Source organism: Kribbella qitaiheensis (assembly GCF_014217565.1).
In the GTDB taxonomy this organism is placed as follows: domain Bacteria; phylum Actinomycetota; class Actinomycetes; order Propionibacteriales; family Kribbellaceae; genus Kribbella; species Kribbella qitaiheensis_A.
This window is the reverse complement of sequence record NZ_CP043661.1, coordinates 7,323,363-7,341,276: the sequence shown is the minus strand read 5'-3', so window position 1 is coordinate 7,341,276 and position 17,914 is coordinate 7,323,363. Positions and strand designations below refer to the sequence as shown.

The following is a 17,914-nucleotide window of genomic DNA, read 5'->3' as shown; positions in this document are numbered from 1 at the left end:
CCACCATGCGTATGGCTACGTCGACAGCTGCAGCGCGTCGGGGACGGCGGCGAAAGCTTCGTGCAGTCGTTCGAGGAGATTGGTGCGGCCACCGGTTCCGTTGGTGGTGACCCAGCCGCGGCCGGCGATGGCCCAGGCGGTGGTGGCCAGCTCGGCGAGGATCCGCGGGCGCAGGTCGCCTTCGGGTAGGGCGAGTTTGTCGGTGAGCTGCTTGGCGACCTGTGTCTTCACCCCGGACCTGATGTAGTCGACGTGGCCGAGCAGGCTGGGCGCGGTGAGTATCAGCCGTCGGGTGGCGATGTAGCGCTGGGCCCAGTCCTGCGGTAGCGCGGTGACGGTGTCGGTGAGGATGTCGCGTAGCGCGGTCAGGACCGGCCCGGTGAGTTCGCGGTCTGCCAGGGCGTCGAGGTAGCCCGTCCAGAGCTCGTTTTCGGCCTCGATGGCCACGGCCTCCTTGGTGGGGAAGGCTCGGAAGAAGGTACTGCGGGAGACCTCGGCCGCGTCGACCAGTTCCTCCACGGTGGTGGTGGCGAAGCCCTTCTCGGTGAACAGCCGCAGGGCGGCGTCGGCGAGGACACGGCGGGTGCGGATCCGTTTGCGTTCGCGCAGCGGCAGGGCGCGGTCGTCGATAGGCATACCAGAATCCTAGCGCGAGACGAACCTCAGTCACGAAAGACACTAAGTATCAATTAGGACTTGCGCACGAATGGAACTTAGTGTCATGATTCGGGTGTCAAACACACCCCCCTGATCGAGGAGATCGACATGACCACGACCACCGGCCCGGCCACCCTGACCCCGTCGATCATCGGCCAGGCCGAAAAGCATCACACCGCGGTCCTGACCCGCGCACTAGCCGGCACCACGCTCGATGAGAAGCAGTGGATCACCTTGAACCAGACGCTGGCCGCGGGTGAGCCGGTCGAGCGGAGCGCACAGATCGCTCGCATCGCGGGAATGACCCAGTGGAATCCCGCGGACGTCGACACCGCCCTGGCCGCCCTGCTCGACAGCGGCCTGCTGCGAGCCGAGTCCGGCAGCCAGGTCGAGGTCACCGAAGCGGGCAAGACCCTGGCCGGCAAGGTGCGTACCGAGTCCGGCGTGATCGTGGCGGCAGCCTACGGCGCGGTCGCACCCGCGGATCTGGCCACTGCGGCGCGCGTGCTGGCCACCATCACCGCCCGCATGGCGGAGGAATTGGCCCGCGCCTGAACCGGAATCACGACCATCGATCTGCTGGTGACCATCGACGGAGACCAGGCCGCACCGGAGAAGCGGCCTTCGAGTGGGCTGCACCGCAGGTTACGAAGGCAACAGTATCGGGGAAGATATGCACCGAATGCTCCGGGCCGCCGTAACCTGCGCCGTCGCCCTCGCCCGTCGCTGGGCCGCCGGCCCAGGACCGGCCCAGTGGTCAATGAGCGCGTGGTCTGCTACATCGATTGGGAGGGTTGGGCCCAGCGGGTGCCGGTCCCGGTGCGGCGGGCGGCAGTGTTGCCCGGCAATGTCACCTTCGCACAGGCCGCGACGTTACCGATCGCCGGCGTGACCGCGCTGCGCGCGATCCGTGTGGGTGGTGCCCTGCTCGGCCGGAAGGTCCTGGTGACCGGAGCGACCGGCGGCGTGGGGCCAGTTCGCCGTGCAACTAGCTGTCGCGTCGGGTGCTCGGGTCACCGCGCAGGTCAGTGGCAGCGGCCGTATCGAGGAGGCGTATGAGCTGGGTGCACACCGCGTGATCACGTCCTTGGAGGAGGAGTCGGTGGGACCGTTCCACCTCGTCCTCGACGGCATCGGCGGACCTCTACTCGCGCAGGCGATCCGACGCATGGCTCCAGGCGGCCACCTCGCATGGTACGGAAACGTCGGGGGTGTAGCAGAATTGAAGCTCTCGGACTTCTTCGGCCACGCTCAGGCCTGGAACGCACTGTACGAGGTAAGGCCGTGCTGACCGTCGGCAATGACTAGAGGTCCAGCAACCTTGACCCCTCGTCGCACGCCTTCGAGGCCCTGTCCCATCTGAACTTTCTTCCGGCAATGGAAACACCTACTTACTGCGCCGCTAAATAACGGGCATCGTCGACTCCACCTCGCCAGCAACCATCAGCAGAAGTGATTGGAAAAATCCCAACCATGCGTGTAACCACATCAAGTATCCGTATCGAAGCGTCCCGAGAAATTGTGTGGGCAGTACTCACCGACCACGCATACGTCAAGCAATGGCAATACGGCAGTGTCCTGAGCACCGACTGGTCCGTAGATTCCCCGATTCGTTTCGCCAACGACTGGGAAGGCAACACGTTCGAGCAATGGGGAACTGTGCTCCTCGTCGATGCTCCCGCACAACTGCGGTACTCCATGTTCGCCCCCCGCCCCGACCTCGAAGACAAGCCGGAAAACTACTTCACGATGGGCTATACCCTCGAGGACGCCGCTGGTAAAACAAACTTGACAATCACACTGGAAGATCCCCGCGAAATCACGGGTGAAGATACAGGCGACAACGATGAAGAAAACCCCGTGCTCGCGACGCTGAAGAACCTCGCCGAATCCGTCGCAGCAAATGCTCCAGGACGGCACTAGGCGTTGGTCGTGCTGGCGCGGTGGGCTCTAACGGAGCCGACCGAAGCGCAGGCCGCCACGTGGCACCGCTGAATAGATGCCGTCATGGCGGATCCTGTTCGAAGACACTAACCGCGCTAGCAGGCGGCCGATCACCGCAGCGCGCTGCACAGCGGTCTCGCACAGCTCATTTGACGCCGTCAGCACACCGCGTTCAGAAGCCCTCGGCTTCATCTCGGGCAGCTGGGTCGAGTTGGACGCGCACCAGACCGGGCGCCTCGGTATCACCGTGGCCGGCGCCCCTCGGCATCACCTTCACCAAAGCCCGTCGAGGAACAGCGCGGCGGCCTCGAAGGCCGCCGCCGCCGGCCAACTCGTGCCCGTCCATGCACCTTCCCGCTGGAAACGCGCGGCCGAGGCGCACGAGCCACTCCAGGGGCGCGGCAACGTCGGCCCCCTCCTCATCACCCGTGCCGACACGGTCCTCTTCGCGTCGAGCTCATCAGATCTGGCGCGGGCTCGCTGACCAGCATGGCCGAGTACGTCGGGAAGAAGTTCGGCCAGTTCAGGGTCTAGCGGACATACTCTGGCAGTGGTCGGGCGTTCCTGGCCTGCATGCGGCGCTCAAGCGCGCTGAGGGCCTTCATCAGCGGCGAGCGGGCGACGACGTCGCGGACGCATCGGCCACCTTCGGTCTTAGGCACCATCAGGCGGACATTGGGGCCGATCTGCTGCTTCTTGTCGACCAGCGGACGGTGCGCGATGTCGTAGCGTGCGAAGGCGATGCGGTGGTCACCGCTTGCGGCGGCGAGTTCTCCAGCGAGGCGGTAGGCGCCGACCAGGGCCAGTTCCGCGCCCGCGCCGGAGGCGGGGGATGCGCACCAGGCGGCGTCGCCTACGAGCGCGATGCGGCCGTTGGACCAGGAGTCCATCTGCACCTGGCCGAGGGCGTCGAAGTAGAAGTCGGGGTCGGCGAGGGCGGCATGCAGCAACTTTTTGGTCTGCCAGGAGGTGTCGTCCCCGAACACGTCGCTGATCAGCTGCTTGTGCGCGGCGACGTTCCGGCGGTCGTATTCCAGTGGCGCGGAGCGGAACATGAAGTACGCCTTGGCCTGCGAGTGGGCGCCGGACCGGTAGATCCCGGTCATCTTGCCCGGCGTGTTGAACATGGTCACCCAGCGGTCCTCGCCGAGCGAGGCGTCGGTGTTGGCGAAGGCGAAGTAGTGATCCTTGAACTGGATGAACTGCTCTTCGGGGCCGAAGGCGAGCCGGCGGACGTTGGAGTGCATGCCGTCGGCGCCGACGACCAGCTCGAAGCGGCGGACGGGCGCATGGTCGAAGGTGACCGTCACGCCGTCGTCGTCCTGTTCCAGGCCCACGATGGAGTCGCCGAACAGGATCTCCACGTCGGTCGCCTCGTGCAGCAGCGCAACCAGGTCGCCGCGCATCACCTCGACGGAGGCCGGGTCCTGGATGTCGATCCGGGCGACCGCGCGGTCGGCGGCGTCGACGAACTTCATGCCCTGGACGTCGGCGGCGAGCTCGCGGATCCGGGGCATGATTCCCATCCGCTCTACCACCTCGACGGCGTTGTCACGCACGTCCACGCCGTTGCCGCCGCCGCGAAGCATGGGGGCACGCTCGACCACGGTGGGCTTGAAACCGTGCCGGGCCAGCCAGTGGGCCAGGGTCAGACCGGCGATGCTCGCGCCGGAGATCAGGATCCGCTCGTTCATGGGGTGTCCTTCACGGTAGGATAACTGGAATGCAGATTCCAGTTGATTATGTGGAAGGAGCGTTCCAGTTGTCAATACCCACCGAACCCCCGCGCCGGGCCGACGCCGTCCGCAACCGCCGGCTCGCCCTCGACGCGGCCATGCAGCTCTTGGCCGAGCCGGGTGTCTCTCTCACCGTTGAGACCATCGCCAAGAAGGCGGGATTGGGCGCGGCGACCGTCGTACGTGCCTTCGGCGGCAAAGACGCACTCCTGGACGCCGCCGTTTCTGGGCTCCTCCAGCCGGTGGTGCAGCGCGCCCACGACCTGCTCGGCGAGACCACACCTACCGAGGCCCTGCGGATCTTCCTCCGCGAACTGATCGCCTTTCAGACCTCGCACCACGCCATCAACGACCAACTGGGCGGCCTGGACCTGCCTGCCACCACGGCCCTGCGCGTCGATCTCGTCAGCGTCGTCGAGAAGATGGTCGACGGGGCTCGTCGCGACGGCACGGTCCGCACCGACATCACCACCGGGATCATCACCACCTTGATCGGGCAGACCGCCCTGGCGGTCGCTCGTTCTCAACCGCCGTCCCAGGCACTTGTCGACGCCTACCTCACTGTCGTGCTCGACGGCCTCCATCCCACCCCAGCCAGCCTCACCTCCACCGTTCAGGACCGCCCGACAGCGCCGTGACCGTGAGTCGACAGCGGCACTGATGTGGTCGAAGACTCATCGACTGAGGTCGACCGTGGCGGCGGCGCTATTCGTGGTCGCCTTGGCAACCGCCGACCGCTCCTCGAGCCGCACACTCCGGCGTACCCTCCAACCGCCCACCCAGCGTCACCCCAGGATGCGGAACCGCTCGTCCTGTGTTTCTGCTTGGCGTGGATCTGGTGGCCCCGGCCCTGATGGGACCGGCTGACGAGGGGTGTCCGCGAACGATGGTTCGCGTTACACCGAGACCTCGACGCACTTGGCCTGACCACCGCAACGGCGGCCGACACCATAGAGGGCATCGCCGCCCGCGTCGAGGTCGCCTCTTCCTCAAAGCCGCCGAGAACGCCTTCCCCGCTGGGTCCGTACCCAGACCTACATCCGAAACACCGAGGCCTTCGCCGGCTCCGCCGTCGCTCTCGCCGCCGTCTCCCTGCCCTGATCACCAGTTCGTGGGACCTGCGCCGATTGCACGGAGCGTAGTGCACGCTGTTATCCAGATCTGTGCTCGGCTACCGCGGTGAGTTCGAAGGTTTCGTTGCCGCGGCCAGAGTCTTCCTAGACGACTAGACCCGGTCGGGATTGCCTAGAGGCTGCAAGGCTGTCATGCGGGCGTTGACGATCGCTTGGGCGATCTGCCGCGCTTCGATGGGGTGCCGGCGCAGGGTGCCTTCGATCGCCGCCTGGTAGCCGATGAACCACAATCCCGGTTGGCTCGCATCGCAATGGGGGCGTCCATCGGCGTCAAGGACGTCGAGGTGTCCGACCAACTGTGTGAGGCCGGGATCGTAGCCGGTGGCGGTCAGCACGACGTCGGGTCGCAGTCGGGTGCCGTCTTTCAACGCGACATCGTGACCGTCCAGATGGTCGATGGCGCTGACGACGCGCAGTCGGCCGGCGACGAGAGCCGCAACGAAGCCTTGGTCGATCGCGACTGTGACGCCGGTGGTGCGCATGCGTTCGAACGGGCCTTGTCGCGGGCTGGGCAGTCCGTAGGCACCCAGATCTCCGAAGATCCGCTGCGCCGCCGTGCGGACGAGGCGGTCCCGGATCCGTTCAGGCAGGATTCCCAGGGCGAGGGTGAGGGGGTGTAAGGGCACGCCGTACAGCTGCCGGGGCAGGATGGTCGGCGGGGTGCGGACCGACACCCAGAGATCCTTTACGCCCGCGTTGACGAGGTGGCCGGCGATCTCGACGCCGGAGTTGCCGGCGCCGACCAGGAGGACTCGCTGGCCGGCGAGGTCGGCGGCGCGACGCAGGGTGGAGACGTGCTGGATCGGCGGGAGAAAGCCTGCTTGTCCGGGCCAGTGAGGCATTTTGGGGACGCGGTCGTGGCCGGTGGCAACAATTACGTGCTGGCTGCGGTAGTCCCCGTTGTTCGTAAGGACCCGCCAGCCGCCGGCCACGGAGTCGACCCGGTGGACCTGGACGCCGGAGTGCACCTGGAGCTGCATGTGCCGGGTGAAGCGTTCGAGGTAGTCGATGTAGTCGTCCTTGCTGACCCACCGGCCGGCCCGTCGAGGGATAGCTAGGCCGGGCAGGTCGGAGAGCCAGCGGATGGTGTTCAGGCGCAGATCTTCGTGGCGGTTTCGCCAGGAGGTGCCGACCGCATCACCCTGTTCGAGGATGACCGGATTGATCTTGCGCTGCCGTAGGGCGGCGGCTGCCGCCAGACCTGCCGGGCCCGCTCCGATGATGGTGACGCCGGGGGTCATGACGCCCCTCGGAAGTGCGTCGCTGTTCATCGGTGGGCCGCTTCAGCGGGCTGCGGCAGCGGTGTCGCCGTCGCCTTCGGTCGCAACAGGGCCAGGGTGAGCAGGCAGCCAAGGAGCGCGAAGGCCGCTGCGGCAGCGAAGCCGACTTGCAGTCCGGCCAAGTAACCGGCCGTGCCGGTCACGGTGGAGGCCAGAACCAGGATGGCGGTCACGCCGAGCCCGGATCCGATGCGTTGGGCGGTATTCACGACGCCGACGGTCACTCCGGCATCGGCCTGGTCCACTGCGGTGACGGCGGGAACGGTGACTCCGACGAACGAGGCGGGCAGACCGACACCGAGGATCAGCGCGGCGGGCAGTACGTCGCTCAGGTAATTCACGGTGGCGGGCAGTGTGGCGAACCAGGCCAACGCGATCGCCTGCAACGCGAGGCCGACCCACAGCAACGTGTGAGTGCCGAAGCGCTTGGTAGCGGCGGGAATGACGGTGCGGGAACTGATCAGCCCGGCCGCGGCGACCGGCAGGACGGCCAGGCCCGACTGCGTAGGACCGTAGTGCTGGGTGTTTTGCAGGTAGAGGGCCAGCAGCGCGAAGGCAGGCACGTGGGCCGCGCCCACCAGCGCGTTGACGACAGCGGAGCCGGCGACCTCGCGGATGCGGAACAGTCGCAGGGGCATCAGCGGCGCCGCGCTGCGGGTCTCGACTACGACGAAGCCGGCAAGCAGCACCAGCGCGAGCACCAGCGCGATCGTGGCCGAGGTCCGCATCGCCGGCTCGGCGATCGCGCCGACGGCGTACCCGAGCAGCAGCAAGCCGCTCGTACCCAGGACGGCGCCGGGTAAGTCCAGCCGCCTGACGGATCGCACACCCTGCGGGGTGTCGGCGGGCAGCAGCTTCCCGACCAGCAACAACGCGAGCACGCCTACCGGCAGATTGATCAGGAAGATTGATCGCCAGCCGAGCCCTTCGGTGAGCAGCCCTCCGGCCGACGTGCCGATGGCGGCGCCGGCCCGCGCCCATCCCAGCCCACACTCCGAACGCCCGCCGGCGGGCGGCCGGCTCGGTGAACGTCCGTGTCAGCAGCGCCAGTTGCGCGGGCACCGTCACGGCAGCGGCGATGCCCTGCACCGCGCGCGCCGCCACGAGCAACCAGTGCGAGCTCGCCAATCCGGCCAGCGCCGAGGCGAAGGTGAACAGAGCCAGCCCGAAGGCGAAGACCCGCCGGGCGCCGAGCAGGTCCGCCGCGCGGCCTCCGACCAGCATGCAGCCGCCGAAAGCCAGCAGGTACGCGTTGGTGACCCAGGCCAGACCGGCCTCGCCAAGACGCAGCTCGGCGCCGATGCTCGGCAGAGCGACGTTCACGACCGTGGTGTCCAGGAAGATCACCAGCTCGACCGCAGTGATCAGGAAAAGTGCGGCCGTGCCACGGGTAACGGTGCGGATATTCATCTGCCCCTTCCTCTCGCTAGAGTGTCACTACAGTCACCATTGCACTAGAGTGGCCCTACAGTCAACCGCGAAGGAGGTCACTGATGACACCGCCCATGCCAGGGGCGCGCGCCGCCAAGGCGGCCCAGACCCGAGCCCGCATGCTCGCCGCCGCTCGCGAGCTGTTCATCGAACGTGGCTATATCGCCACGAGCATGCAGGCCATCGCGACCCAGGCCGGCGTAGCCGTGCAGACGCTGTACTTCACCTTCGAGACAAAGCGAGCGATCCTCAAGGAGCTGCTGGACCTCGATGTCGCAGGCGACGACGCCCCGGTCGGGACCCTCGACCGCCCCGGGATCGCCGAGGCCCTCGCCGCACCACCCCCTGAACTGCTGCGTCGGCTGGGCATCATCACCGCCGACATTCATGCCCGGGTGGAACCACTGCTGGAGGTCGTCCGCTCAGCTGCCGCAACCGACCCGGAGATCGCCGACCTGTGGCGCACCAACATCTCCCAACGACACACCGTGCTGGCCGTGTTCACCGGCGCGCTGGCCGCCAAGCATGCGCTGCACCCCGGCCTGAACGCCGTACGCGCCGCCGACATGGCCCTGGCCGTCCTGGCGCCGGAGACCTACCACCTGCTTACTCACCAGCAGGGCTGGACTGGCCAGGCCTGGGCTGAGTGGGCGGGCGAGACCCTGATAGGCATGCTCCTAGCACAACGCGAATGACTAGTTGAACACTCTAGTCAATAATGGCCCTCAACGCGGCTCGATAGTCAGCCTGCGGGCTCCGGATCAGGCCCCGTTCCAACTTACCGATGTAGTTGGCACATGACTGCCGGCGAGCTACGGCTGCCGTACTAGCCCCCCGCGCGTCCCGACGGACAGGTAATAGTCCTCAAGGCGGGGGGAAATCAAGCTGAGCTGAGCCTGAGGACGAGAGCTGAGACCGGCCATTACCTGTCGGTCGGGACGTGCTCCCGCCGTACGTGCTGAATTTAGAAAGGCAGTTTGGGTTGGGGTGGGGCGTGGGTTGGGTCTACGCCGTCGAAGAGGCTGCTGACGGATTCACCGTCGTGGATGCGCTGGATGGCGGCGGCGAAGAGGCCGGAGACCGAGCTGACCTGGAGTTCGGGGAAGCCGTCGGGGCGGGGCACGGTGTCGGTGCTGATGACCTCGGTGATCGACGGGTGTGAGCGGAGCCGCTCAACCGCCTTGCCGGCGAACAGGCCGTGAGTCGTGGCGACCGCGGCTTCGGTGCAGCCGATGTCCTTCAGGCGATCGAGGAGCTCGATGATCGAACCGCCGGTCGCGATCTCGTCGTCGAGGATGATCGCCCGCTTGCCGGCGACGTCGCCGACGATCGCGTCGATCACCACCCGGTCGTCCGACAGCCTCTGCTTGCTACCAGCGGCGACCGGCAGGCCGAGCAGCCGCGCGAACTGGGTCGCGGTCTTCGCGTTGCCCAGGTCCGGGCTGACCACGACCGTGTTGGTCAGGTCGGTGGCGCGGAAGTGATCGGCCAGTACGCCGATCGCCGTCAGGTGGTCCACCGGCACCGAGAAGAACCCGTGCACCTGCGGAGCGTGCAGCGCCATCGTCAGCACCCGGTCGACACCGGCGGCTACCAGCAGGTCGGCCACGAGCCGGCCACCGATCGAGATCCGCGAGGCGTCCTTCTTGTCGGACCGCGCGTACGCGTAGTGCGGCATCACCGCCGTGATCTGAGCCGCGGACGCACCCCTGGCCGCGTCGATCATCAGCAGCAGCTCCATCAGGTGCTCCTGCGTCGGCGGCACCAGCGGCTGCACGATGTACACATCGCGCTGGCGGCAGTTCACCTGCAACTGCACCTGTAAGCAGTCGTTGCTGAACCGATGGATCTCCACCGGCGACAACCCGACGCCGAGATCGGCGCAGATCCGGTCGGCAAGACCGGTATGGGCACTACCGCTGAACACGACGATCTCTCGCACGGCTCTCCCCGAATGCTGTGACCCGACAGCGCCGAGCCTACCCGTCCATCCGCCTCCCCCACGCCACCAGCCAGCGATCTGCGGACACCGCCGCACCTCGCCGGAGAACTGGCCCACCGTGCTACAGCCCCAGCCAGCTTGCGGGCTCCGGGGCCCGGGAAGCCCCGACCGTCTCTGCGGGGGCTTCGGGCCGGACTGGTCCCCAGCCAGGCAGTCCCCCCGGGAAGTGGACCAGGCGTCCGATCTCACCGACCGTGCGCAGGGCGCGGGGCGGCCACTGCTTGCCTGGGTGGTCGGACGGCTGCCGGCGTACGGAGGGAACGCCGCCGTTCACGGTGATGTCGTGCGACAACATCCCCGAGCGAGTGGACGGTTGCGGCCGAGCGTGGATCGCGGCTGCCGTGGGCGGCCGGGTGCCCCCGCATGCCGGGCAATCGGCCGGAGGTCGCATCTAACCGGCCGGGTACACCGGTGAAGACGGGCGGTCTAGCGGAGAAGGCGGGCGATGGTTTCCGCAGCGGTGCGGCAGTTGGCGCTCGATGCGTCGAGGTGGGTGACCAGGCGGAGTTGGGTGGCGCCCACACCCCCGACCAGAATGCCTTCAGCCTTGGCACCCGCGACGACCTCGGCGACCGTCTTGCCGGCGGCGGCGAGGTCGGCTACGACGATGTTCGTGTCCACTTGGTCAGGCTTGACCGAACCGGGCGCGGCGTCCGCGAGGATCTCGGCGATCTGCCGGGCATGCGCGTGGTCCTCGGCCAGCCGCTCGACGTGGTTGCGGATCGCATAGAGACCGGCACCAGCCAGTACGCCGGCCTGTCGCCAGCCGGCACCCAGACGCTTGCGCCAGACGCGGGCCTCCTTGATCAGCTCCTCCGATCCGACCAGCACGGACCCGATCGGAGCGCCCAGTCCCTTCGACAGGCACACGCTCGCCGCGGCGGCCCGTGATCCGAAGGCGGACATCGGCACGCCGGACGCCACCGAGGCGTTCCAGAGTCGCGCGCCGTCGAGGTGCAGCGGCAGGCCGATCGCGTCCAGCTCGTCCGCCAGCGCGTCGTACGACGTCTGGATCGTGCCGCCGCCGAAGTTGTGGGTGTTCTCGACCGAGACCGCGGCCGTCGTCACGAAGTACGGGCCGAGGTCCGGGGCGATCAGGGCGCGGATCTGCTCCAGGTCGATCTGCCCGCTCGGCGCGCTCCACGTGCGGGTGGTGATGCCGCTGATCGCGGCGTGCGCGCCCCAGTTCGGCCCGGGCGATGTGCGCGCTCGCTTCGCAGAGCACCTCGGTGCCGGGAGCGGCTAGCGCCCGTACGCCGAGGATATTCGCCAGCGACCCGCTGACCGTGAACAGCCCGGCCTCGTGTCCGAGCAGCCCAGCGACGGTCTCCTCTAGCTCGATGACGGTCGGGTCCTCGCCGTACACGTCGTCGCCGAGCGGCGCGCTCGTCATCGCGGCAAGCATCCCCGCCGACGGCTTGGTGACGGTGTCCGAGCGCAGGTCGATCATGGTCACGCCTTGGCGGCGCGCAGGCGCTCGGCCACCAGGAAGGCGAGCTCCAGCGACTGGTGCCGGTTGAGGCGGGGGTCGCAGGCCGTCTCGTAGCGGTTGACCAGGTCCTCTGCGACGAGCGCCTCGCCACCGCCCAGACACTCGGTGACGTCGTCACCGGTGAGCTCGATGTGCATGCCGCCCGGCCAGGTGCCGACCTGCTCGTGGGCGTCGAAGAAGCCCTGCACCTCGTCGATCACGTCGTCGAAGTTGCGCGTCTTGTAGCCGTTCGGCGTCTCGTAGGTGTTGCCGTGCATCGGGTCGCAGACCCACGCGATCGGCGAACCGTGATCGCGGACCGCCTCCAGCAGCGGCGGCAGCCCGGCGCGGATCTTGCCCGCCCCCATCCGGGTGATGAAGGTCAGCCGGCCCTCGATGCCCTTCGGGTTCAGCTTGTCGATCAGGGCCCGGATGTACTCCGGGGTCGTGGTCGGCCCGATCTTCACGCCGAGCGGGTTACTCAGCGACGCCAGGAACTCCACGTGCGCGCCGTCCAGCTGACGGGTCCGCTCCCCCACCCAGAGCAGGTGGCCGGACACGTCGTACGGCTGCTCGGTGCGCGAGTCGATCCGGGTCAGGGCGTGTTCGTACTCAAGGATCAGCGCCTCGTGCGAGGCGTAGAAGTCGACCGTCTTGAACTCGTCCGCGGTGGCACCGCAGGCGCGCATGAAGGCGAGCGCCCGCTCGATCTCGGACGCCAACTGCTCGTAGCGACGCCCGACCGGCGAGGACTTCACGAAGTCGGTGTTCCAGGCGTGTACCTGGTGCAGGTCGGCGTAACCACCGGTGGTGAACGCGCGGGTCAGGTTCAGCGTCGCGGCGGCCGCGTTGTAGACCCCGCGGAGCCGCTCCGGGTCCGGGATCCGGGACTTCTCGGTGAACTCGAGCCCGTTGACCGCGTCACCCCGGTACGACGGCAGCGTGACGCCGTCGCGGGTCTCGTCGCCGCTGCTCCGCGGCTTCGCGTACTGCCCGGCGATCCGGCCGACCTTCACCACCGGCACGCTCGCGGCGTACTGCAGCACGACGGACATCTGCAGCAGCACCCGGAGCTTGGCCCGGATGTTCTCCGCGGTGACCCCGTCGAAGGTCTCGGCGCAGTCCCCGCCCTGGAGGAGGAACGCCTCGCCGCGCGTGACGGCGCCGATCTTGGTGGTCAGGTCGTCGCACTCACCGGCGAAGACCAGCGGCGGCAGCTTCCTGAGCTGGCCGATGACGTCCTCGAGAGCCTCGGCATTCGGCCACTCCGGCTGCTGCAGGGGCTTCAGCGCCCGCAACTCGTCCAGACTCGGAACCCCAGGCACCAGCGCAGAACTCATCGTCGCAAATTGCATACCCGAACCATATTCCAGCCCGCATAACCGCTGCGTAACCGTCTCACCCAAGTGAGCTGGGGTCCGCCGGTACGTCGACGGCATGCGCCCGCAGAACCGACAGGGGGATCGTGTCGAGGGCGCGCGCGTGGGTGGAAGCCAGTACTACGGGGGCCGGGGCGCCGGCGTGGTACGCCTGGAGCCAGCGGACGGCCACGACGCACCAGCGGTCGCCGGGCTGCAAACCGGGGAAGCTCAGCTCCGGGCGGGGTGTGGTCAGGTCGTTGCCGACGGACTTCTGGTGTGCCAGGAACTCGGTCGTCACCACCGCGCAGACCGTGTGGCTGCCGATGTCTTCGGGCCCGGTGCTGCAGCAGCCGTCGCGGAAGAACCCGGTGAGCGGATCGGTCCCGCACTCCTCCAGCGCCCCGCCGAGCACGTTCAGCTCGCTCTCCATCGGGTGGGTCAGGAGGCCTTCGTGTCGTCTATCCGCGGCTTGACGTGGTTCTCCAGGATCTCGCCCGCCTTGAGCAGTTCCCTGGCCTTCTCGGCGTACATGTCGACGTACTCCTGGCCGGACAGCTCCATCAGCGCGTACATGATCTCGTCGGTGACCGAGCGGAGGACGAACCGGTCCCGCTCCATCCCCTCGTACCGGGAGAAGTCCAGCGGCTTGCCGATCACGATGCCGGGACGGACCAGGCGCGGCAGCCGGCGACCCGGCTCACGGATCAGCCACTGCGGCCAGACGGTGCCGGGCGGGTTCAGCTTCTCGGTGTCGATCATCGCGACCGGGATCACCGGCACGCCGGCCACGATCGCCATCCGGGCGACGCCGGTCTTGCCCTTGTACAGCCGCCCGTCGGGCGACCGGGTGCCTTCGGGGTAGATGCCGAACAGCTCACCCTTGGCCAGGATCTCCAGGCCGGTGTTCAGCGCCGCCAGCGAGGCGCGCCCGCCGGACCGGTCGATCGGGATCTGACCGATGGACCGGAAGAAGGTCGCCATCACGCGACCCTTCAGCCCGGGCTGGGTGAAGTACTCCGACTTGGCCGGGAAGACGATCTGCCGTGGCACCGCCACCGGCAGGAAGACGGAGTCGCTGAAGGCCAGGTGGTTGCTGACCAGCAAGGCCGGGCCGGACGCCGGCACGTTCTCCAGCCCCGAGACCCGCGGGCGGAAGAACAGCTTGGCAATCGGTCCGACGAAGAACCGCCTGAGGAACAGGTACAACAACGCCATCACCTCCGTCGCTCGGCCGATACCCTACGTTCCAGCTTCCTCCTCAAGCAACGTCACGGCCAGGAATAGCCGGGTTGCGGACAGTGTTGTGACCCAGTTGCAGACTGGGTGCGAGATCGGTCACGAGACCCGAACGACACCCGAGCCGGACTGGGCGAGGCGGCTCCTGGCTGCGACCATAGCGTCTCAGGTACCAAGAATTTGTCGAGGAGAAGCCGTGCCAGTGCAAGCCCACGCGGAGGAGTTCCGCAGCCCCGGATCGGGCGCGAACGCGGCTACCGGGATCCTGCTGAGCCACGGCTTCACCGGGTCGCCCCGCTCGATGCGCCCGTTCGGCGAGCACCTCGCCGCCGAGGGCTTCGGCGTCGCCGTACCGCGGCTGCCCGGCCACGGCACCGACTGGCGGGAGATGAACACGACCCGCTGGCAGGACTGGTACGCCGTCCTCGACAACGAGCTCGAAAGGCTCCGCAAGGACCACGACCGCGTCTTCGTGGCCGGCCTGTCGATGGGCGGTTGTCTCGTACTGCGGCTCGCCGAGCAGCACGGCGCGGACATCTCCGGCGTGATCCTGGTGAACCCGTCGGTCCGCACCGACGACAAGCGGCTCGCGCTGCTCCCGGTGCTCCAGCGGCTGGTCCCGTCGTTCCCCGGCATCTCGAACGACATCAAGAAGCCCGGCGTCGACGAGGGCGCGTACGACCGGATGCCGCTCAAGGCGCTCTACTCGCTGTCCCAGCTCTGGCAGGTCGTCCGTGACGATCTGGCCAAAGTCACTCAGCCGGTGCTGTTGTTCCGCAGTACTGTCGATCATGTGGTGGAGCCGAGTTCGGGCCGGGCGATCCTGGCGGCCGTCTCGTCCCGCGATGTGACCGAGACCCTGCTCGAGGACAGCTATCACGTGGCTACTTTGGACAACGACGCACCGCGCATCTTCGCGGACTCGGCCGCGTTCATCAGCCGATTGAGCGAGCAGAGGCCGGCCGCTGATGCGTGACAACGGCCTGACCGCTTCGGCGTACGCGTCGATGGGCGGCATCGACCCCCTCGTCGCCGAGCCGGTGCTCGCCGCCTTGGCCGAGGCAGGCATCGCCGCGTACGCCGTGACGCCGGGCGAGCCGGGTCCGTCGGGCGAATCCGGCGCCGCTGCGAGCGAGCCGGTCAAGGAGTCCGACGGCGACTCGGCGTCGGCCGAGCTGGCCGAGGTCGACGTACCGAAGAAGGCCGACGTGGACGCGCCGGAGAAGTCGGAGCCGGCCGAGAAGCTTGCCGCTGGGCTGGACGAGATCTTCGTCGATGCCGACTCCACCGAGCAGGCTCGCGGTGTGATCGACCGGAGTGCCGAGGACGCCGAGTGGAAGTCGCTGGTCGAGCAGTTCAACGCTCCCTCGGCACCGGGACACTCGGATACCCCGGTGCCCAGGTGGCCGGCCAGCGAGGATGTGGACGAGAGCTCGTACGAGCCGCTGATCGACGTACCGGCCGGGCTGATCGTCGGTGACACCGATGAGGATCCGCCGGACGAGCCGCCGGCCCGGCGTACGGACGACCCGCACGACCACTTCGTGCCGCCGGAGCCGCCCCGCGGACCGCGGCTGGACTGGATCAGCCGGGGCCGCCTGGCTCGGGCTGCTGGGCGGGCCGACGCTGCTGATCCTGGCCGCTCTGCTCGACTTCGGCACCGGCCGGATCACGACACTCGCGGTCGTCGGCTTCATCGCCGGATTCCTCACCCTGGTGATCCGGATGAAAGACCGGTTGCCCCCGGAGGACACCCCGGACGACGGGGCTGTCGTCTAAGCGCACTAGAGTGCAGATCGTCGGACAATCCGACGACCACTGCAGAGGAGGCAGCCCCGTGCAGGTCACCGAGACCGTCGAGATCACCGGCCACCTGATGGATACGGGACTGCTGTCCCGGGTCCTGGACGACATCCGCGGGTACGGCGGTGAGTACACGCTGGACAAGTTCGACCTGGGCTACGACAAGGACGACCCGTCAACGGTCCGGATGACGGTCGGAGCCGAGGACGAGGAATCGCTGCAGCGGCTGCTGATGCGGATCCAGACCAAGGGCGCCAACCTCGTCAACCCCGGCACCCCGGAGATCTCCGAGGTGGTCCAGGACGGCGTCTTCCCGGACGGCTTCTACTCGACCACGAACCTGCCGACCAGCGTCCGGCTGAACGGTCGCTGGGTGCTGGTGCGCAACCCGGAGATGGACTGTGGGCTGCTGGTCGAGGGCGAGTCGGTCCGGACCATCCCGATGTCCGAGGTGAAAGCCGGGATGCGGATCATCTCCAGCGCCCAGGGCGTCCGGGTCACCCCGCCGATCGTCTCGCACGACGAGGAGTCGTTCGGTTTCATGGACTCGGACGTGTCCAGCGAGAAGCCGCAGCGGGTGCTGGTCAAGCAGGTCGCCGACGGGATGCGCGAGGCGAAGGCGAACGGGCAGAAGGTGCTCTGGGTCGGCGGCCCGGGCATCGTGCACACCGGCGCCGCGCCGGCCATGGTCGCGATCGTCGAGGGCCGGGTTCGTCGACGTCCTGTTCGCCGGCAACGCGCTCGCGACGCACGACATCGAGTCGTCGCTGTACGGCACGTCGCTGGGCGTCGATCTGGCGCGCGGCCGGGGCGTCGAGCACGGGCACGAGCACCACATCCGTGCGATCAACACGATCCGCAAGGCCGGCTCGATCGCCGATGCGGTCAAGCAGGGCGTCCTCACCTCCGGCGTGATGCACGCGATGGTGAAGAAGGGGAACGCCTTCGTCCTGGTCGGTTCTGTCCGCGACGACGGTCCGCTGCCGGACGTCTACACCGACGTACTGGAAGGCCAGCGGGCGATGCGCGCCGAACTCACCGACGTCGGCTACTGCCTGATGGCGGCGACCATGCTCCACTCGGTTGCTACCGGCAACATCCTGCCGGCGTCGATCCCGCTGACCTGCGTGGACATCAACCCGGCCACGGTCACCAAGCTGGCCGACCGCGGCTCGTCCCAGGCCCGCGGCATCGTCACCGACGTCGGCCTCTTCATCGAACACCTCGCCCGCGAGCTGGATCCGGCCTACACCGGGGCCAGCTGACACGGCCGCGTACTACGGGGCGGTGTCAACCCCCGTACTGCGTGGCGCGGGTGCCCCCGTACTGCAGGGCGCGGGTGCCCCCGTACTGCGGGCCGGGCGCCCGGTACGCCGCTCGCAGGGGTGAACTTGTCGGTGGCGTGGTCCATGGTGGGTCCATGGCACTGAGAACGAAGTCTCATTGGTTCGGCGTCGCGCTCAACTCGCCGGATCCGCAGAAGCTGGGCCGGTTCTACGAGCGGCTCCTCGGCTGGACGCTGTACGCCGACGAGCCGAACTGGGTGACCCTGGCCCCGTCCAAGGAGGCCGGATACAACCTGGCCTTCCAGCGGGAGGAGCTGTACGAGCGTCCGGTCTGGCCGGCCGAGGAGGGGAAGCCGCAGATGCAGCTACACCTCGACCTCGAGGTGGACAACCTCGACGAGGCGGTCGCCCACGCCCTCGAGTCCGGCGCCGAGCTCCCGGACTTCCAGCCCCAGGACGACGTCCGGGTAATGCTCGACCCCGACGGCCATCCGTTCTGCCTATATCTGGGCGACTGAGCCTGGCGGTGGGGTGGGCATACCAAATCGGCGCCGCGGTCACCAAATGGCTTGTT

At 68.0% G+C, this 17,914-nt stretch carries 19 protein-coding genes and 3 pseudogenes; 11 read left to right on the top strand and 11 right to left on the bottom strand.

The features are described 5' to 3' along the window. Positions 1–15 precede the first annotated feature (15 nt). Complete coding sequence (locus F1D05_RS34820) at positions 16–636, bottom strand: TetR/AcrR family transcriptional regulator (RefSeq protein WP_185444528.1); 621 nt, start codon at positions 634–636, stop codon at positions 16–18. Between the two features lie 129 nt (positions 637–765). On the opposite strand from F1D05_RS34820, the gene F1D05_RS34815 reads away from it, so the two are divergent. From F1D05_RS34815 to F1D05_RS34800, 4 genes are all read left to right on the top strand, one after another. Continuing rightward, positions 766–1,212 (top strand): hypothetical protein, encoded by a 447-nt coding sequence (locus F1D05_RS34815; RefSeq protein ID WP_185444527.1) that lies wholly within the window; start codon positions 766–768, stop codon positions 1,210–1,212. Between the two features lie 427 nt (positions 1,213–1,639). Then, a complete protein-coding gene (locus tag F1D05_RS43315) occupies positions 1,640–1,948 on the top strand; it encodes a zinc-binding dehydrogenase (RefSeq protein WP_185444526.1) in 309 nt (102 codons plus the stop codon). Between the two features lie 161 nt (positions 1,949–2,109). Then, on the top strand, positions 2,110–2,580 hold the full coding sequence (locus F1D05_RS34805; protein WP_206685963.1) for an SRPBCC family protein: 471 nt from the start codon (positions 2,110–2,112) through the stop codon (positions 2,578–2,580). A 76-nt stretch (positions 2,581–2,656) separates the two neighbouring features. Continuing rightward, a complete protein-coding gene (locus tag F1D05_RS34800; protein WP_185444525.1) occupies positions 2,657–3,085 on the top strand; it encodes a hypothetical protein in 429 nt (142 codons plus the stop codon). Between the two features lie 46 nt (positions 3,086–3,131). Here F1D05_RS34800 and F1D05_RS34795 read toward each other — a convergent pair whose 3' ends face one another. After that, positions 3,132–4,295: an FAD-dependent monooxygenase gene (locus F1D05_RS34795; RefSeq protein ID WP_185444524.1), complete on the bottom strand. Its 1,164-nt coding sequence runs from the start codon at positions 4,293–4,295 to the stop codon at positions 3,132–3,134. A gap of 29 nt (positions 4,296–4,324) precedes the next feature. Here F1D05_RS34795 and F1D05_RS34790 point away from each other — a divergent pair, with 29 nt between their 5' ends. Further along, positions 4,325–4,975: a TetR/AcrR family transcriptional regulator gene (locus tag F1D05_RS34790; protein ID WP_206685962.1), complete on the top strand. Its 651-nt coding sequence runs from the start codon at positions 4,325–4,327 to the stop codon at positions 4,973–4,975. A gap of 587 nt (positions 4,976–5,562) precedes the next feature. Here the strand turns inward: F1D05_RS34790 and F1D05_RS34785 are convergent. From F1D05_RS34785 to F1D05_RS43310, 3 genes and pseudogenes are all read right to left on the bottom strand, one after another. After that, positions 5,563–6,711, bottom strand: coding sequence for a flavin-containing monooxygenase (locus tag F1D05_RS34785; RefSeq protein WP_185444522.1), 1,149 nt, complete (start codon positions 6,709–6,711; stop codon positions 5,563–5,565). 26 nt (positions 6,712–6,737) lie between these two features. Continuing rightward, complete coding sequence (locus tag F1D05_RS34780) at positions 6,738–7,736, bottom strand: MFS transporter (RefSeq protein ID WP_206686437.1); 999 nt, start codon at positions 7,734–7,736, stop codon at positions 6,738–6,740. A 4-nt stretch (positions 7,737–7,740) separates the two neighbouring features. Then, positions 7,741–8,160, bottom strand: a pseudogene (locus tag F1D05_RS43310) (MFS transporter); the annotation flags it as partial. A gap of 83 nt (positions 8,161–8,243) precedes the next feature. Between F1D05_RS43310 and F1D05_RS34775 the strand changes: the two are divergent. Beyond that, positions 8,244–8,876 carry a TetR/AcrR family transcriptional regulator gene (locus tag F1D05_RS34775; protein WP_185444521.1) on the top strand — a complete coding sequence of 211 codons (633 nt, stop codon included), beginning with the start codon at positions 8,244–8,246 and terminating at the stop codon, positions 8,874–8,876. Between the two features lie 269 nt (positions 8,877–9,145). Here the strand turns inward: F1D05_RS34775 and F1D05_RS34770 are convergent, their stop codons facing one another. The 6 genes and pseudogenes from F1D05_RS34770 to F1D05_RS34750 form a co-directional block, all read right to left on the bottom strand. Beyond that, positions 9,146–10,123 (bottom strand): ribose-phosphate diphosphokinase, encoded by a 978-nt coding sequence (locus F1D05_RS34770; RefSeq protein ID WP_185444520.1) that lies wholly within the window; start codon positions 10,121–10,123, stop codon positions 9,146–9,148. 486 nt (positions 10,124–10,609) lie between these two features. After that, positions 10,610–11,305, bottom strand: coding sequence for a beta-eliminating lyase-related protein (locus tag F1D05_RS34765; protein ID WP_281389000.1), 696 nt, complete (start codon positions 11,303–11,305; stop codon positions 10,610–10,612). Between the two features lie 121 nt (positions 11,306–11,426). Further along, a pseudogene (locus tag F1D05_RS42400) lies at positions 11,427–11,576 on the bottom strand (beta-eliminating lyase-related protein); the annotation flags it as partial. A gap of 59 nt (positions 11,577–11,635) precedes the next feature. Beyond that, positions 11,636–12,994: a class II 3-deoxy-7-phosphoheptulonate synthase gene (locus F1D05_RS34760; protein ID WP_246486212.1), complete on the bottom strand. Its 1,359-nt coding sequence runs from the start codon at positions 12,992–12,994 to the stop codon at positions 11,636–11,638. Between the two features lie 58 nt (positions 12,995–13,052). Beyond that, entirely contained in the window at positions 13,053–13,445 is a 393-nt protein-coding gene (locus tag F1D05_RS34755) for a DUF2237 family protein (protein WP_185444519.1), read from the bottom strand. A gap of 8 nt (positions 13,446–13,453) precedes the next feature. After that, the gene (locus F1D05_RS34750; protein WP_206685961.1) at positions 13,454–14,230 is read right to left on the bottom strand and encodes a lysophospholipid acyltransferase family protein; all 777 of its coding nucleotides are present in this window, start codon (positions 14,228–14,230) and stop codon (positions 13,454–13,456) included. Positions 14,231–14,447: 217 nt separating this feature from the next. Here F1D05_RS34750 and F1D05_RS34745 point away from each other — a divergent pair, with 217 nt between their 5' ends. The 5 genes and pseudogenes from F1D05_RS34745 (at position 14,448) to F1D05_RS34730 (ending at position 17,858) form a co-directional block, all read left to right on the top strand. After that, positions 14,448–15,227, top strand: a complete 780-nt coding sequence (locus F1D05_RS34745; protein ID WP_246486211.1) for an alpha/beta hydrolase — start codon at positions 14,448–14,450, stop codon at positions 15,225–15,227. Further along, entirely contained in the window at positions 15,220–16,128 is a 909-nt protein-coding gene (locus F1D05_RS34740; protein ID WP_246486210.1) for a hypothetical protein, read from the top strand. Before F1D05_RS34745 ends, F1D05_RS34740 begins: the two co-directional genes overlap by 8 nt. Further along, a pseudogene (locus F1D05_RS42660) lies at positions 16,128–16,580 on the top strand (TIGR00300 family protein); the annotation flags it as partial. The gene F1D05_RS34740 and the pseudogene F1D05_RS42660, both read left to right, overlap by 1 nt. Positions 16,581–16,776: 196 nt before the next feature. Then, positions 16,777–17,319 carry a hypothetical protein gene (locus tag F1D05_RS42655; RefSeq protein WP_343066658.1) on the top strand — a complete coding sequence of 181 codons (543 nt, stop codon included), beginning with the start codon at positions 16,777–16,779 and terminating at the stop codon, positions 17,317–17,319. 155 nt (positions 17,320–17,474) lie between these two features. Continuing rightward, positions 17,475–17,858, top strand: a complete 384-nt coding sequence (locus F1D05_RS34730; RefSeq protein ID WP_185444518.1) for a VOC family protein — start codon at positions 17,475–17,477, stop codon at positions 17,856–17,858. Positions 17,859–17,914 lie beyond the last annotated feature (56 nt).